Annotated in this window: 12 protein-coding genes; 3 read left to right on the top strand and 9 right to left on the bottom strand. The window is 53.7% G+C overall.

The features are described from left to right. Positions 1 to 14 precede the first annotated feature (14 nt). The 5 genes from ACFSUF_RS07965 to ACFSUF_RS07945 form a co-directional block, all read right to left on the bottom strand. On the bottom strand, positions 15 to 743 hold the full coding sequence (locus ACFSUF_RS07965) for a glycosyltransferase family 2 protein (protein ID WP_377601856.1): 729 nt from the start codon (positions 741 to 743) through the stop codon (positions 15 to 17). After that, on the bottom strand, positions 740 to 1,900 hold the full coding sequence (locus ACFSUF_RS07960; RefSeq protein WP_377601854.1) for a glycosyltransferase family 2 protein: 1,161 nt from the start codon (positions 1,898 to 1,900) through the stop codon (positions 740 to 742). Before ACFSUF_RS07960 ends, ACFSUF_RS07965 begins: the two co-directional genes overlap by 4 nt. Before the next feature lie 4 nt (positions 1,901 to 1,904). Beyond that, positions 1,905 to 2,720 carry a glycosyltransferase family 2 protein gene (locus ACFSUF_RS07955; protein ID WP_377601852.1) on the bottom strand — a complete coding sequence of 272 codons (816 nt, stop codon included), beginning with the start codon at positions 2,718 to 2,720 and terminating at the stop codon, positions 1,905 to 1,907. A 249-nt stretch (positions 2,721 to 2,969) separates the two neighbouring features. Next, a complete protein-coding gene (locus tag ACFSUF_RS07950; RefSeq protein WP_377601850.1) occupies positions 2,970 to 8,537 on the bottom strand; it encodes a WIAG-tail domain in 5,568 nt (1,855 codons plus the stop codon). A gap of 211 nt (positions 8,538 to 8,748) precedes the next feature. Next, positions 8,749 to 9,840, bottom strand: a complete 1,092-nt coding sequence (locus ACFSUF_RS07945) for a glycosyltransferase family 4 protein (RefSeq protein WP_377601848.1) — start codon at positions 9,838 to 9,840, stop codon at positions 8,749 to 8,751. Between the two features lie 229 nt (positions 9,841 to 10,069). Here ACFSUF_RS07945 and ACFSUF_RS07940 point away from each other — a divergent pair, with 229 nt between their 5' ends. The 3 genes from ACFSUF_RS07940 (at position 10,070) to ACFSUF_RS07930 (ending at position 12,074) form a co-directional block, all read left to right on the top strand. Further along, positions 10,070 to 11,167, top strand: a complete 1,098-nt coding sequence (locus ACFSUF_RS07940; RefSeq protein WP_377601846.1) for a YheC/YheD family protein — start codon at positions 10,070 to 10,072, stop codon at positions 11,165 to 11,167. A 90-nt stretch (positions 11,168 to 11,257) separates the two neighbouring features. Further along, entirely contained in the window at positions 11,258 to 11,353 is a 96-nt protein-coding gene (locus ACFSUF_RS07935) for a YjcZ family sporulation protein (RefSeq protein WP_377601844.1), read from the top strand. A 169-nt stretch (positions 11,354 to 11,522) separates the two neighbouring features. Then, entirely contained in the window at positions 11,523 to 12,074 is a 552-nt protein-coding gene (locus ACFSUF_RS07930) for a superoxide dismutase family protein (RefSeq protein ID WP_377601843.1), read from the top strand. 41 nt (positions 12,075 to 12,115) lie between these two features. On the opposite strand, the gene ACFSUF_RS07925 is transcribed toward ACFSUF_RS07930, so the two are convergent. The 4 genes from ACFSUF_RS07925 to ACFSUF_RS07910 form a co-directional block, all read right to left on the bottom strand. After that, positions 12,116 to 12,445, bottom strand: a complete 330-nt coding sequence (locus ACFSUF_RS07925; protein WP_377601841.1) for a hypothetical protein — start codon at positions 12,443 to 12,445, stop codon at positions 12,116 to 12,118. Positions 12,446 to 12,481: 36 nt separating this feature from the next. Further along, entirely contained in the window at positions 12,482 to 14,626 is a 2,145-nt protein-coding gene (locus tag ACFSUF_RS07920; RefSeq protein WP_377601839.1) for a methyl-accepting chemotaxis protein, read from the bottom strand. A gap of 155 nt (positions 14,627 to 14,781) precedes the next feature. Further along, entirely contained in the window at positions 14,782 to 15,903 is a 1,122-nt protein-coding gene (locus ACFSUF_RS07915) for a Ger(x)C family spore germination protein (protein WP_377601838.1), read from the bottom strand. After that, positions 15,900 to 17,000, bottom strand: coding sequence for a GerAB/ArcD/ProY family transporter (locus ACFSUF_RS07910; RefSeq protein ID WP_377601836.1), 1,101 nt, complete (start codon positions 16,998 to 17,000; stop codon positions 15,900 to 15,902). The genes ACFSUF_RS07915 and ACFSUF_RS07910 overlap by 4 nt, the downstream gene beginning before the upstream one ends. Position 17,001 lies beyond the last annotated feature (1 nt).

Genomic DNA, 17,001 nt, shown 5'->3' with positions numbered 1-17,001 from the left:
GTTGTATTCACCTGCTACATGTAAATGGAAGGATCTACGCCCCACTTGGCTATAAACTTCTCCCGGTTTCGGATCAGCAGCTCCTTTACCTGCTCCTGATCCTCTTTACCGAAGCTCTTGCTTCCCAGGTGATATATGAACGAATCCCCTGCGATCATGAGCCGGTATCCCTCTAACCTGACCCGGAAGCAATAATCGTCGTCTTCATAATGGCCGGGTGAAAATCGTTCATCGAGCAGACCGACCCGGTCAAACACTTCCCGTTTCATCAGATAGCACAAGCCGACGATGCGGTCCGCAACCTGCCACTTCCCCCGGTCGCGGGTACTGAATTGCGCCAGCACCTCTTCTTGCTGCATTCCTGACACATCTAACTGCTGTCTCCCGCTGGCATAATCGGTTACCGGTCCCACTACCCCGATATCCGCGCTGCTGTGGAGGCAGTCCAGCATTCTCTCCAGCCATTCCCGCGTGACCAGAACATCGTTATTCAGCAGCAGGAGGTTGTCTCCGCGGGAAAGTTGAAGCCCGATATTACAGGCAGCCGGAAAGCCGCGGTTTTCCGGCAGAGAGACGAACGTAATTTGTTCCTGCCGGCAGAACTCCGTACTTCCGTCGGTTGAACCGTTATCCACCACGATAATTTCGTAAGGAACATCGGTATGCTGCCGGATCGAGTAAATACAGTCGGCAAGGAGAGTTCTCCCGTTATAGTTCGGAATGATAATGCTTGTTAAGTTCATGCCTGCTTCATCTCCGCCATCGTTCTGTTCCGGATTTGGTCGCCGTAAGACAACCTGCTTCCTCCGGCTTCAAGCGCCTCCTGAAGTCCCTCCAGGTGATCGCCGACAATCATTTCCGCCACCAGGTTGTTCGAACCGGCATTGTTCCTCTTCAGCTTATTCCTCGTAATTACATCTACGCTGGATGGCGCAGTAACCCGTAAGCCGCGCTGTAATGCCGCTGTCTGAGCGGCAGGAGGGATCATTAGTTTCCGGCAGCCCAGCTCCTCGATCGCTCTGCGGGATAACGCGTGAGGAACGGCTGTGAGGGAATTTGCATGCAGGTCCGCCCTTCCTAAGGCACGATTGACAAACTCCTTCATCACGGTCACGTTATCGCGATACATAAAAGCAGAAAGATAAGGAGTGATGTTATTAAGAGCCAGGTCGCTTCCCTGCTGAACGGCATGGACAAACGGAACCAAATGCTCGGCTTGAATTGCAAAATCCCCGTCCAGAAACAAAACGATATCCGCCGTGGTCAACTTGGCTCCAACGGAACGCCCGACATCATGACCCAACGGTTGGGCGTAATGGACAATGACTGCAGGGAGTGTGCTTCTTAGTAATGGGAAACTCCTGTCGGACGTACCATTTACAACGATCACCAGTTCATCCAGAGGAAGCCTCGCCAGCTGCTCCGACACACTCGGAATGCTATCCTCTTCATTCATGACCGTAAGCACAGCACCCACCGTACCTTGAACCGGCAGCAGGACCCACGGGGGTACGGGGGCGGCCGACTTATGGTATATGCCTTTCAGAAAAGCTTTGGCTGCCAGTTGATATACGGCCCAGGGCATATGCTTTTCGCTTGCAAGAAACCATTTCGCCCACAGCCTGTTCACGGCCAGTTTGTCGCCTGCCGTGTGCCCGAAAGCCTGTTGCGACCCTTCCTGGAGACCGGCTTCATAGGCGATGTTCGTCCAGTTCCTCCGCGCTGCCGAATTGCTTTTTCTCGCTGTTTTCAGGCGAATCCGCCCGATTCGGCTTCGTAACCCCTTCCGGCTTCCCGGGAACGCTCTCTTTCCCTTCGTCCGGATTCTTCCCTTTCTGCCGCTCCGCCCGGGAAGCATTTTGCTCCGTTTGGTTTTGCGGCCGGGTAACCTGCGCTTCATACACTCACCTCACGATGTCCCTATCACGCCATAAGTCCGTCATATTGGCACGTCGATTCGTATTTTCGAGATACCAGTCCATGGCTTCCAGATGATCCCCGATGATTAACGGCTCTAAAGGGTCTACTCTGAATTGCCTTCTCCGCCTCGGATTGGTCTTTCCCACTTCAATGTACTGAACAGCCTTCACAGTAAGCCCTTGATAAACCGCAGCCGCCAGCGCTTTCGGAGGGACCGCCAGCTGCTCGGCTCCGATCTGCTGAAGCGCGTTCCGGCTGAGGGCATGCGGGATTGTCGTTAAGGAAGCTCCCCCCAGATCGGGGCGGGACAATGCGATATTCAGACTATGCTTGGCAAGAATCACGCCATGTACTCTCGTTTTATCCGTAGGACCCGTATACCGGTTTAAGGCTACGTCTATCCCTCCGGCAACCGCGTTTACAAGCGGAATCAGCAGCTCTGCTCTGATGACGATATCCCCGTCGGTGAACAGAAGGATATTCCCTTTGGCTGCTGCGGCTCCGATCGATCTGCCTACATCATGTCCCACTTTATGGGCAATCCAGATGACCTTGGCCCCTAAGTTCTCTGCCAGTTCACGTGTGCCGTCGGTCGAGCCGTTGGCTACGATAATCACTTCGGTTTTGGGATGCACGCGGTAAGCCTGTCGAATGACTTGAGCGATCGTAGCTCTTTCATTTACAACAGGTATGATCACGGATACCTCAGGAGATTCGCTGTTCGTGTATCGGATCCCGGTCCAGCCCCGCCATCGTCTGCCCCCGGGCCTTGCTTTTCTCTTGAGCAGTTTCTTTTTCATGCAGCTCACCTCCTCAAGCCAAGCGGGACTACTGTTTACAACCCATAGTATGTATTTATCTCGTGTTTGTAAGGGCGATTTGATCACTCCCGAGAAAAAGGCGCCGTCTTGTCCCGCCCAAAGGGTCCATTCGCACTTCCCCTCCATTTCATATCGGGCACCGCCCATTCCTTCATCTCCGTTTGCCTATTGGGCCGAAACCGAAAAAAAAAATGGCAGTGCGGGAGTAACCTCCCGACTGCCATTTCTCTATCTTTTTTCACCCATTGCAATCCAATTCAACAACCCGGTCGTCTCCGGCGTAAATTTAATCCGGACGACATGCAGCGTAAAAGAGGACTCTGACTTCGCTTTCAGCGATACGCTATACGCGCTTTGATTCGTCATAGCCACAGCAGCATACCCTTGATGGGCAAAAGGTTCATGCAGCTGCACAGTCACATCTGCCGATTCTTCATGCGCTGCAAAAGTAAACATTGTAACCCCGCACTGCTGGAGTGTCTGGGTTTGGGAGGCCGGCGCTTCCACGGGACGAAAATTCAGCTTGGAGGCCGGAATGCTGTTATCCTTTAAGTGTTCACCGCTTAACGCAGCAGCTGCAACTTTTTCACCGGTGATGCTGTTCGGCGCCAGTTTCTCCTCCGTTACCGCCTCGACTGCGAGCTGGAAAGACGTGATGCTTTCCTCCTGAATATGCTCTCCGCCGATACACTGTTCGCTCAAATGTTCGGATGTGATCGCTTCATTGGCAATATGGCAGCCCATCACACTATCGAAAGCCAGTTTATCAGCCGTTACGGAAGCGTTGGCCAGATGTTCCGTGTCGACACTTACTTTCGCCAGCTTCTCTCCGCCGATACTCTCATCCGACAGCATTTCACCGTGAAAAGCGCCGGGCTGAAGATGCCTTCCTTGTACAGCCCCTTCGGCAATATGCCTGCTTTCCACTGCCGAAGACTGCAGGTGCTCGACACCCACAGACTCTCCCGCTATCGTCCTTGAATCGACAGACCGGTCAGCCAGATGTCTCCCTTGCACCGCCCCTTCAGCAATATGCCTGCTTTCTACTGCCAAAGACTGCAGGTGCTCCGCTCCTACCGCCTCTCCCGCTATCGTCCTCGAATCGACAGACTGGTCAGCCAGATGTCTGGCCTGTATGCCGCCGTCAAACAATTTTTCAGCCGTAACGGAAGCGTCAGCAAGGTGTTCTGTACCGACAGATGCCTTCGCCAGCTTATCACCGCTGATGCTCTCATCCGACAGAATTTCACCCTGAACAGTCCCTGCTTGGAGATGCTTACCTTGTACAGCCCCTTCGGCGATATGCCTGCTTTCCACTGCCGAAGACTGCAGGTGCTCCGTACCTATTGCCTCTTCAGCAATTGACCTCGAATCGACAGTTCGGTCAGCCAGATGACTCCCTTGCACCGCCCCTTCAGCAATATGCCTGCTTTCTACTGCCAAAGACTGCAGGTGCCCCGCTCCTACCGCCTCTCCCGCTATCGTCCTCGAATCGACAGACTGGTCAGCCAGATGTTTGGCCTGTATGCCGCCGTCAGACAGTTTTTCAGCCGTAACGGAAGCCTCAGCAAGGTGTTCTGTACGTACAGATGCCTTCGCCAGCTTATCACCGCTGATGCTCTTATCCGACAGGATTTCACCGTGAATAGCGCCGGGCTGAAGATGCTTTCCTTGTACCGCCCCTTCGGCAATATGCCTGCTTTCCACTGCCGAAGACTGCAGGTGCTCCACACCCACCGCCTCTCCCGCTATCGTCCTCGAATCGACAGTCCGCTCAGCCAGATGTCTCGCCTGTATGCTGCCTTCAGCCAATTTTTCGGCCGTAAATCCGCCGTCTGCAAGATGCTCCTGAGCAATGCTTCCCAAGGCAAGCTTGCTGCCCTCTATGCTAGCGTCCAGCAAATGCTCCGCTGCAAAAATCTGCGGCGCAAGATGATAGGGAAGGATCGTTCCCCTGCGCAGATGGTAGCCGTGCAAAGTCTCCGCTTTGATGTGCTGGCCGGAGATTTCTTCAATGCCTATTTTCTCTCCAGTGACCGCCTCCGCCGCCAGCTTCGCTGCGCTCACCGCGCCGTCCTGCAGTGCGGCTTCTCTCACCGCTCCGGCACTCACATGCCGCGCGGTCACGGCGCCTTCGGCGAGATGCGCCGTTTGCACCGCCTCATCCGCCAGCTTCGCTGCGCTCACCGCGCCGTCCTGCAGCGCGGCTTCTCCCACCGCTCCGGCACCCACGTGCCGCGCGGTCACGGCGCCTTCGGCGAGATGCGCCGCCTGCACGGCCTCCGCCGCCAGCTTCGCTGCGCTTACCGCGCCGTCCTGCAGCGCCGCTTCTCCTACCGCGCCGGAACTCACGTGCCGCGCGGTCACGGCGCCTTCGGCGAGATGCGCCGCCTGCACCGCCTCATCCGCCAGCTTCGCTGCGCTCACCGCGCCGTCCTGCAGCGCGGCTTCTCCCACCGCTCCGGCACTCACATGCCGCGCGGTCACGGCGCCTTCGGCGAGATGCGCCGCCTGCACGGCCTCCGCCGCCAGCTTCGCTGCGCTGACCGCGCCGTCCTGCAGCGCGGATTCTCCCACCGCGCCGGCACTCACGTGCCGCGCGGTCACGGCGCCTTCGGCGAGATGCGCCGCCTGCACAGCCTCCGCCGCCAGCTTCGCAGCGCTCACCGCGCCGTCCTGCAGCGCGGCTTCTCCCACCGCTCCGGCACTCACATGCCGCGCGGTCACGGCGCCTTCGGCGAGATGCGCCGCCTGCACCGCCTCCGCCGCCAGCTTCGCAGCGCTTACCGCGCCGAACTGCAGCGCTGCTTCTCCTACCGCGCCGGAACTCACGTGCAGCGCGGTTACGGCGCCTTCGGCGAGGTGCGCCGACCCGATTGAACCGGCCTGCACATGCTGCCCCGTCAGAGCATCCGCCGAGATAAGTTCGCCGGTCACGGCTCCGGGCTCAATATGACGGGTCTGGACGGAGCCTGGAAGAATATGCTCACTTTCCACAGATTCCGCCTTCAAATGACGTCCTTGAACCGCATCATCCGCAATTGTTCTTTCCGTCACGGCTCCTTCCAGCAGCACCCGTCCAGACACCGCATGATCCTGAAGATGGCACTCCGCAACGGAAGAAATAGCCAGATGCCGTTCGGTTATGCTTTCATCCGCAATGACCCGGGACACAACGGCCCCGGTTGCCAGCTGACGCTCGGTTACCGTGTTGTTTGCCAGCTTGCTTCCCGTTACGGCCTCCTGATTTAAATGGCGGGTATCGACTGCAAACTCCATCAGCTTTTCACCGTTAACAGAGCGGCCGGCTATTTTATCTGCAGTAACCGACTCCTGGCCAAGCAGCTCCGTAGTGATAGAGTCTCTCGCAATGTGGGCGCTTAAAACTGCACCTTCACCGAGCTTATCGGAGGTCACCGCACCCGGAGACAGATGTTTCTCCTGAACCGCACCGCCGCTCAGATGCACTGAGGAAACCGCCGCCTCTGCAATCTGTCTGCCGCCTACGGAACCTGCTGCCAGCTTATCGGATGTCACGGCTTCCGATTCCAGATGAACTGACTTTACGGAACTTTCAGACAGCTGCTTTGAGCCGACCGCATGTTTCCCGATATGTTCCGCCTTCACCGAACCGGCTGCCAGTTTGTCGGCAGTTACCGCCCCTGAAGCCAAATGGGATTCTTTTACCGCTTCCGCAGCTACGTGAGCCGAAGTGACCGTTTTCTCCGCAATATGGCCGGATAATACCGAACCTGAAGCCAGCTTCGAGGAAGTAACGGCGGAACCGGCTAAATGGATGCTCTGAACGGAGTCTTTAGCCAAATGAGAGGAACCGACCGCCTTCTCTCCAATATGGCCGCTCAGAATTGCTGCCTCCTTCAGGTGACCGGAGGCCACCGACCCGGGAGCCAGCGCTTTGCCGGTTACCGCCCGGTCGGCAAGCTTCTCTCCCGTAACCGCTTTGGCAGCCAGATGTCCTTCCCCTACTGCCCCTTGGATCAGATGCTCCGGTCCAACGGCCTGAGGGGACAAGTGAGTTCCGCCGACAGCACCCTGGGCAATGGCATCTCCGGTTACGGCAGCGCGGGATATATGCTCCGCCTGCAGTGCCTGCTTCGCCACTTTCGCCGAAGTTACCGCCCCGTCGGCCAACTTTGCCGTTGTGATGGAACGGTCGGTCAGCTTATCGCTGGATACGCTCTCCTGCGCTAATTTCGAGGTGGTAATCGCATGGTCGGCAAGATGGTGCGTGATGAGAGAGCCCGTTCGGATATGGCTCCCCTGAACGGCTTGCGGAGCAAGAATTTCGGAAGTGACACTTTCTTTAGCCAATAGTTCGCCGGTAACAGTTCCGGAACCGATATGCGACGTGGTAACCGCCTTATCGGCCAGATGCCGGGACTGTACCGCACGATCCGCCAGATGCGCGGCATTCACAACTTCCGTACCCAGATGCTCGCTTTGGATTGCCTGCACCGCCAACTTGTCAAAGGTAACCGACTGCTGGGCTAAATGAACCGTCGTTACTGCTCCTGCGGCCAGATGTTCGGACCGCACCGCCTCGTCGGCTAGTTGAGCCGATGAAACGGCCTTTTCGCCCAAATGCCGGTTTGCTATCGACTGAGGCGCTACATGTTCCGAACCGACAGCCTCCTGCTGTATATGTCCGCTTTGCACGGATGCAGAAGACAAATGCCGGCTGAGTACGGAATCATTCCCCAAATGAGCGGCTCCGACCGCTCCCTCAGCAAGGTGTTCCCCCTGTATCAATCCGCTTCCTATATGATTCCCCTTTATTGAACCGTCGGCCAGATGCCTGCTTTGCACCGATTCACCGGCAAGATGGACGGACTCCACACTGCCTTGGGCCAGCTTGGAGGACGTCACCGCACCGTCTCTGATTTTCTGCGTGATGACGGCGCCATCCGCCAATTTAGCCGCATCGATCGCTTCATTAGAAAGATGGCTCGGTTCGATACTTCCCGCACGGAGCTTGCCCGGAGTAACCGCGCCGTCTTGAATTAATTCCTCGGTAATAAGAAAACGGCTCAAATGCTTGGACAGAATGGATCCTTCCGCAATTTTCATGGAATCGATCGTCTTATCCGCCAGCTTCTCCGAAGTAATTGAATTATCCTGAAGCTTCTCTCCTGTAATGGAGCGGTCCATTAACTTATCACCGGAGATGGAACCTCCGGCAAGATGCCGCTGGTCCACCGAATGTTCCGCAAGCTTCGACCCGGTAACCGTTCCATCAGCTATTTTTCCGCCTGTGACGGCATAATCGGATAAAGCGGACGTTCCGATACTTTCCGGCCTGATTTTCGTTCCGTCAATCGAAGCCGCAGCCAGTTTAGAATCGACAATCGATCCGTCTGCGATATCGTCAGCATAAATAAAGGGTGCCCGCCCCTCGTTCTTGCGGTTCAACAGGGTTTCGGACGAAACTTCAGATATTAGGGATTCTTCCGGTTCCTCGTGCCCGGGCGGCGTTTCAGCTGCAACGGTCTCTTCCGGTTCCCCCTGTTTCAAATCTCCCCCCCCGGATGTTTCAGCCTCCGTGGCAGAAACTGCTTCCTCTTCCGCTTGATCTGTGACAGCGGGGTCAGACGTTCCCGGCTGGTCCTCTGCCAGGGCTACAGATCGGATTTGTACCGCGTCCTGTTTGGCGTTTTTCCTGAGAGCCAGCTCTCTTGCTTCCTCAATCAGTTTAAGTTCCATCATATTCGGGTTATCAACGATAAATTTAGGGCGGTTCGAATGCTTCGTATTGCTGCGTCTGGAAGATTTCTTCATGACGAATCCCCTTTCTAAAATATAAGAATGGATAAGCAATCCTTATCCTTGTTCTTCTATTTATCCGGTTTGGAACGGACAGCTCCGCTTAGGAACGGCGGCCGCCGTCTCACCTTGTATGGACTTCCGCTTAGATCAGGTTATGCAGGGACCCGGGCAGAAGTCACGGGATTCGTGGCAAACGCACAAAAATTAGGCTTAACCATACGTTTTACATCTTTCTCGGCAGCTCCCGGTACATGGCAGCCAGCCGCTCCGCCGTGTGGATCCAGCGGAAGCGGGCGCCGGCACGCAGCATACCGTCTTTCCCCATTCGCTCTCTTAGCTCTTTGTTCCCCAGCAGCTGAAGCAGACTCAAAAGCAGCTCCGCCTGAATGGCCTCAGGCCTGACAAGGTACCCCGTAACGCCGTCCTCCACGATTTCAGTAATCCCTCCGGCCTTGGCTGCCACTACAGGAACACCGGCCGCCATCGCCTCTACATTGACAAGCCCAAAAGCTTCATTCCGCTCGGACGGAACAACGGCCGCATCCGCTAATTCAAACCACCTGCGCATCTCATTGTAAGGCACGTAGGGAACAAACAGGACGTGGTTCGGCATCTTCTTGCCCGCCTGATGAAGCCGCCGCACATAAGGCGTCGTTCTGTGGCTGCCGTAGAATGCGCTTCCTACTACAACCAGCAGGGCATCAGGCTCGGTTTCGATCAGGGACTGCATAACCGGGAATAAATGATGAACTCCCTTAATCGGGATCAGCCTGCCTGCATACAAAATCACTTTCCTGCCTTGTATCCCAAGTGATTGAAGCTGCAGCTGCCGCCGTATTTCCCCTTCCGGTGCCCACCTGGATCCGTCCTCGACCCAATCTACGCCTAGATGATTTACAACCAGCCTGTCGGCCAGAATCGGATAGCGGGACAGCAGGTATTGCTTCAAAAATTCGCTATTCACAATAATCCGGTCCGTGCGGATCAGATGCCTTCTTAATTCGGATGGGGTAATGTTGGGCCTGCTAAGAAAGGTGACGGAGTGCAGGGACAGCCAGACCGGGATGCGGGGATGCTTTTTTTTAAGATAGGAAGCGATGCGCGGCCGATTCTCCACTTGAATGACATCCGGTCCGAGCGCGGACAGCCGCCGGCTGATCCATGGAAGGTATCGGCCTTTGCCGCCGGGATGCCGCATAAACACTGCGCCCTCTATCGATTCCACCCGGGCCTGCCCGCGGCCTTTTCGGCCGAATACCCAAATACGGGCGCTCCCTTGCAGAAGAGGAACGACTTTCTCTACGACGCGTTCCACCGAACTGCTCCTGGGGGAAGGAATAGGGAAACTCCCGGGAGTAATAATCGCTACTTTGGGGATGCATGTATCGGTAATGGACATGAGCGTCACCCTTTGTTTTTTCTACTATAGTATCCATGGAAGCAGGGTTGTTGAGAAAAATAGACGAACACATACCACTCTCGTCCATACCTCCCTCCCCGCTGTAACATATTGTGAATAAAGGCATGTAACCTGGAGGTGAACCGTGATTGTGGAAAACCGGATGATTGGCATACTGGTTAATCAGTCTTTATATAAAAGAATTCCTGCAGGTAAAACCGGACACGAAATGCTTTCCTTCTACGAAGAAGCAGCCAAAGAACACGGCCTGCAGCCGGCTTTCATCAGCCTGGAGAACGGGATGAGCAGGAACGGCATGAACGGCATGGTACGGGCATATGTCCGCGTGAACGGGAACTATGTGCAGCAGACGATTCCGGTCCCCAAAGTGATCCACAACCGCGCTCTCTATTTTCAGCCGAGCATGCACAAGAGGATGGAAAAGCTTCGGACCCGGGGCACGGTCGTCTATAATCAGCGGAACAGGTACGGTAAAATGCAGATCCACCGGCTCCTTCTCCTTAACGAGGAGCTCAGGCCGCATGTACCCGTTTCCTATGTCGCCGGAGTCGAAGCCATCCGATCCATGATGAAAACGAACCGGGAATTAATTATAAAGCCCAACAATAGCAGCATCGGACGAGGGGTCATGAAGCTGCAAAGCACGGCCAGAGGCTGGAAACTGAGCTACCCTGTGCACCGGAACTCCTCTCAAACGCGCAGCATCTACTTAAAAGGAAAGCTTCCGCTGCTGCTTCGCCGGCGGATTCGCCGGGAAACCTATCTGGTGCAGCAATGCATCCCTTTGGCAGCTTATCAGGGCAGGCCATTTGACCTGAGAGTATCGGTCCAGCGGAACAGGTCCGGCATCTGGCAGGTCACGGGAATTATAGGAAAAGTAGCCGCCAAACAGAAATTTGTAACGAATGTGGCCAAAGGAGGGAGTGTCCAGCCGCTGAATGAGCTGCTGAGCGGGTACCCCGAGCTGCAGCCGGACCAGGTCCGTTGGCAGATAGAGTCGCTCTCTCTTCGTATAGCCGAGCATCTGAGTCTTCATCTGCCGCAACTTGCCGATATTGGCCTTGACATCGGGATTACGGAAACGGGATTCCCAATGTTTATCGAATGTAACGGAAGAGATCAGCGTTACAGTTTCGGGGAAGGCAATCTGATGGACGAATGGAAGGCGACTTACGCTAATCCAATTGCTTATGGGAAATTTTTAATGGAGCAGACACAATAGCCGGATTCTTTACACCGGTATAAACACCCAATCATACCGCTGCATAGGTTCATAAGATACATCAGCAATAACGAAAGGAGGCAGAAGAACATGGGTGGAGTCGGTCAAGGCCTGTATACTTCTACTGGAGCAATTTTGGTTCTTTTTATTCTGTTGGTAATCATTTCCCGCAGTTTCCTCTACTAACAACAACTTTGAATGAGCCATCTCCCTTAGGGGCGGTGGTTTTTATTTACATACCCTAAAAGACGCGTACGCCGTTTCCATGTCCGGGAGGTTTGGAACAGGAGATGGTTGTACATAATTTGTAACGTATAGTGAAATTCAGAATTCACGATCATAAGGAGCTGTTTCTATGAACAAAATAGTATATTCCTCGATCGCCCTTGCCTGCACTCTGCTTCTCCCTGCATGCGGGTTCAAATCGCTGGCGACCCAAGCCGATGCGGTTTCGGCGAAACCGGTACAAGTGAAGCTGGTAGATACAAAAGGAAAACCGGCTGGTACGGCAGCGATAACACAACAGGCCAAGGGTGTGCTGATAACTATTGAAGCAGCGGGCCTGACTCCCGGCAAGCACGGATTTCACATTCACGAGAACGGAAAATGCGAACCTCCGAAATTTACCTCTGCCGGCAGCCACTTCAATCCGGGCGGCGCCGAACACGGCTTTAACAATCCGAAAGGGTATCACGGAGGAGATTTGCCAAACCTGGTTGCCGATGCAAGCGGAACAGCCAAAGGGGAAATTTTCGTAGATTATGTTACGCTAGCCAAAGGGAAAGCCAATTCCTTGCTGAAGCCCGGCGGCACCTCGATTGTCATTCATGCGGGGGAAGACGACTATGTGACGAACCCGGCAGGCAATTCCGGTGACCGTGTCGTGTGCGGTATCATCAGCGAATAACTGCAGAAAAAAGGACGAGCCCTCACGGGTTCGTCCTTTTTTCATATGCGCTTCTTTCCAGCCGTCCAGCCCGACCACAGCAGAAGATGAATAGCGTACACTCCCAAATACCCAGCGGCCCCAAGAAACAAGGGATTCAAAAAGATACGGTGGACCGTAGTCATAAACACTTCATGATGCTGCAAAATATCATACACCGTGCCTGCCGCGATCACTCCGGCGGTATAAAGTGAAGCTGCAGCCAAATAATGAAGCCATGCCGCCGCGGGTTTCCACATTGCGCGCAGCAGCAGGAAAGCTGCGGGTATAACGATAGCCATTGCGTAAATCAGCCAGAGCATGTGAATCACCTCAACATCAAGCTTGGTCATCAGCGGTGAAAACCATACTCTGCTTTACCCCATTCCCTACAATTTGAACTGGGAAACAGCCTGCCGCATTTCCTGCGCAGCATCGCTCAACGACTCTGCGGATGATGCAATCTTCTCCAGGGATGCCGACTGTTCCTCAGCGCCTGCCGATACCTGGCTGAACTGCTGTTCGGTTTGCCTGCAGATCGTAACAATGCCTTCCATCGTCGCTGTCACCTGCTCCGTACCGGCCGACAGCTCCTCGGTCGCTGCGGAAACCTCCGTAATCTGCTCGGCCACGAGTTCCACCCGGTCCTGAATCCGGTCGAATACGCGGCCTGTCTCCGTAATCAGCTGCATGCCGTCGCGGACATCCTTCATCCCTGCCTGCATGGAGGCGACTGCCTCTTGCGTAGCCTGAGTCATCGCCTGAATCATAGCATGGATACGGCCCGCCGATTGCTTCGTCTGATCCGCCAGCTTGCTGACCTCCCCGGCAACTACCGCAAATCCCTTCCCGTGTTCGCCGGCTCTTGCCGCTTCAATGGAAGCATTCAAAGACAGCAGTTGGGTTTGCTTGGAAATATCGGCGATGACGTCAACAATTTTGCCTACTTCCTTTGAACTTTTACCCAGATCGGCTACCACTTGCGAAGCTTTGCCCACCGTTTCGCTGATGACGCTCATCTGTTTTACTGCATTATGCACGGATTCCGCACCCTGCTTGGCCTCTCTGGATCCGTCAAGCGCGGATTCCGAGACGGTGGATGACGTTTCCGCAATCCGTTGAATGCCCGCCGCCATCTCCCCGAGTGCAATGGCATTTTCCCTTGAAGCCTCCAGTTGGGCATGAGCTCCTTTGGCGGCATCCCGAACGGCCGATAAAATTTGTTCGGTCGAGGCTGCTGACGACTGCGCCGTCGCGGTAAGCTGCTCGGAAGAAGCCGCCACATGCTCAGCCGTGTTCTTATTCATCCTCATCATTACTTGGAACGATTCAATCATCCGGTTAAATCCTTCGCTTACTTGCGCGAATTCATCTTTTGTCAGTACCGGCATCCGGACGGTTAGATTGCCCTGTGAAAGCTCGGAAGAGGTATGAGATAAATGCGTGACGACCCGGGAAACCGAAATGTAAAACGAAGTAAACAGATAGAATGCAATGAGCAGGATCAGCACTACCGATAAAATCAGCAGGTTCCGTTTCAGCACGAGATCGCCCGAACGTTCACTCAGAAGCTGCTCCAATTCCGCCCCTGTCTGCTGCAGAAGCGCGCCCGCAGCATCAATTGCCGGGGCAACGGCTTTGCCGTAGTCTTCCCCGCTGATCTTCACGCCGCCCATGGCAAGCAGCTTCAAATCCAGCGTATCGGAAAATACATTCATAGCTTGAATATATTTCTGAACGTTAGCGTTCAAGAGGTTCATTAGTGCAGGATTCGCTGTATTGGTGTTCTGCAGCGTAAGGCGTACCAGATCGTTCGTTCCTGCAATTTGCTCCTTAAGCAGCAGCAATTGCGTCTTCTCTCTGATGTCCGGTTCGCCTCCCGCCTTGGCCACCGCCGTCCCGCGTGCCTTCGCCTGCTCCAGCTGTTCAATGATCACAGGGAGGCTGCCTGTAGTCAGTTCCATTAAGGCAAAGCTGTCCGCATCCGGGTCGCGGTTAAGGCCTGATGCGCTTTTTGCCTGCGATAGCAGCAGCTGCAGCTTTTGAAGGATGCTTGTGTGGCGGGCATAGACTTCTTCCGGCTTTGATGCGGCATCATCAGCCGATTTCTGAATGACGTCCCATTCCACAGGAACCTTCTGCCAGGTCTCCGTTGTTCCGAACGCGGCCCCGTATTGGGCGTCCATCTTCGTCTGCCGGTCTGCCGACGCCTGTACGGAGGGGGCCAGTGCCCGTAGTTGGCTTTCCGCATCCTTGCTGCCGGCGTTTGCAAGCGCGGCTGCTTCTCTATGCTTCCTCACTTCGTCAAATAACTTCAAAATGCCGGCCGAATAGGCCAGCCCTTCACGTTCTTTTTTCGTGGTATCCAGAGATTTGCCGATTTCAGAGGAGAACAGGAACAGCATATAACCGATCGGAATCAGAAACACGAGGGAGATGAGGATGAATTTCTGAAAATAACGCATCCGGTTCATCAATCTGACTGAGGGCTCGAAAATTTTAAGGGAAGCTTGTCCTAACTTGTTATTACGCATGAAAAGTTCCGCCTTTACATTGGTCAATTAATGGAATGAATAATTTTATATTAAGGGAAAATGATGGTAACCGCAATATAATGTAAAAGAAACTTACGTATTTTGCGACTAAAAAAACACCCCTGCTACGAAGGGGTGCCTGGTGCTTCTATTTGCTATTCAAACGGGTTCAATATTTGGACGTTAAATTTTGTCTTTATTGGCAGCCGTGGGTAGTCCTCCCGCCAATTCATGGATTTCCATAGATCCGGATGATACGCCCTCAAATGCTTGCCTATACCCAGTACATCGGCATTTGCTTGCTGCAGTGACTTTACGGTGCCGTCAGCGAGATGTTCCATATGCTGATTCAGCTCTCGTTCATAGCTTTTTATGGTGTCCGTTGTAAGCACGCGTCCGCTCCGCCCTAAATCCAAAACTGTTATTTTCATTTTGACGCTTATCATAATGGAGGGCGATCCCTTGGGTCTTGCTTTCACCTTGATTGCAGAGGTGTTTTTATTGATCAAAAATGCGTACTGAAAATCGTCCGTATGGCCAGCTAAAGGTCTCCTGACCGTTGAACCCGACAGCTTCGCTGACATTCGCTGCCTGCCGTTATTGCCTCCCAGCAGCAGTCTTAAGATGCGTACCTGCTCCTTGGTGATTACTTTCCCTGAACTTTTGCCCTGAGTGAATAAGAGCGCACCCTTTAACTCAATCCCTGAATCGGATTGTTGAACCAGCGGCAGAGCTGCATCCTCCAATGGCTCCTTTTGGGACAGGATTAGGTGCATCATCGAGATGGTAGGCATAATTCCTCTCGGGTCCAAGGAATTGATAAAATCGCTCAATTGATTCGTGAATTCTTTTGGAGGATGCTTTAGCAGCTCCGCCATGGGTCCATCGTATACGGCTACGGGTGTATTGATCGACGCATAGGGGGCATGCAGCAAAATTGACATTTCTTTTGAGATGTCCCTGGATGCAAATGCTTTACTTATTAAATAGATTCTGGAGTTGATGCCAATAAAAGGCCCCCTATCTTTGTATTCTCCCTCCCCAATGGCTTCCATCAGACTCGGACCTGTAAGCTCCGTCGTTTCCGAAAGCGGTTCCCCCTCTCCTTGTCCTGCTTTGTTGAGCTCAGTCACCACTTGATACACAATGACGCCTCCGTTTTTTTTATCTACATCTACACCTGCCACATCCACTAAATGAATCTTGCGAAGCGGCACTTGATCCCAACAACCCGTCAGCAGCAACAAGACAGCAGCTGCATATACCGCTTTCCTCATCCTAACGCCGCCCTCCGTCCTCTCACCAATGAAACGGCAAGCAGTATGGCGGGAACGATAGCAATGATTCCGATGGTTGCGGCATTATGAAATACGGAAAACTGAAGGAACCGCTGCCGGTCTTCTCCCCAAAGCCCAACGATATAACAGACCGCGGCCAGCATCCACACGAGTATACGGTGATGCGGATTCTCTTTGACACCGACGAAGGCAAGGTAACGGGCTGACAGAAATAAATACACATACAACGTTACTGTGGTAACCGAAAGCCATATTGTCATGAACAAAATATCCAGGCTTTGCACAACCGGCCAATTAAATTGGCGTAGAAGGAAGATCATCGGTTCCGGGATGAATTTCAGCTGGTTCTCACTGAAATTGAAGGTAACGATAACTGAAATCAAGACGTAAAATAACGTCGTAAAACCGTTTGCCGCCGATACGGTGATCAATATCGCTCTTTTCTTGCGGCTATTTATGTAGGGAAACACATACAGAAGAAGCTCATAGCCGGCATAAGCCCATAAGGAGGGTACGACCCCCTTTAGAATTGGCAGGAATCCATGCATCCCGACCGGGAGGAAATGTAGAACGTCCCCTTTTCCCATACCGCTTACAAAGATAATGATCAAGCATAACAAAAACATCAGCATAATGGACTGCGTAACCGTGGCAAGGGAAATTAGAGAGGAAGAAGCGATATAAGCTGCTGTAAACAGCGAAATCCCAGTTAACACGAACCAGGGGGTCGAAAATAATACCCAGCGGCTGATCACATCGGAATAAGATACACAGACGATAAGACTTGATCCTAGACAATAAACTGCTATGAACAGGTTCAACAACGAACCCAGCGGTTTTCCCGCAAGACCGAAAATGAATTGGGGCAGCGAAGCGTTCGGATGACGCCCGTTTAACAGATATATCATCCAAATGACGAATTGTGAGATAACCCCGCCGATCAATAGCGAGATCCAAGAGTCGTAGCCTGCAAAGCGGGACTCCTCATATGGGATGGTTAAAACATGGACACCGACCTGAGTAAGGACGACCAGGCAAAACACTTGAAAAAGGGATATCTGATTCAGTTTGTTCATG

This window comes from Paenibacillus gansuensis (genome assembly GCF_042684925.1).
GTDB classification, from domain to species: domain Bacteria; phylum Bacillota; class Bacilli; order Paenibacillales; family DY6; genus Paenibacillus_N; species Paenibacillus_N gansuensis.
Note: the sequence above shows the minus strand (reverse complement) of the source record. Positions and strands in the feature narration are given on the sequence as shown.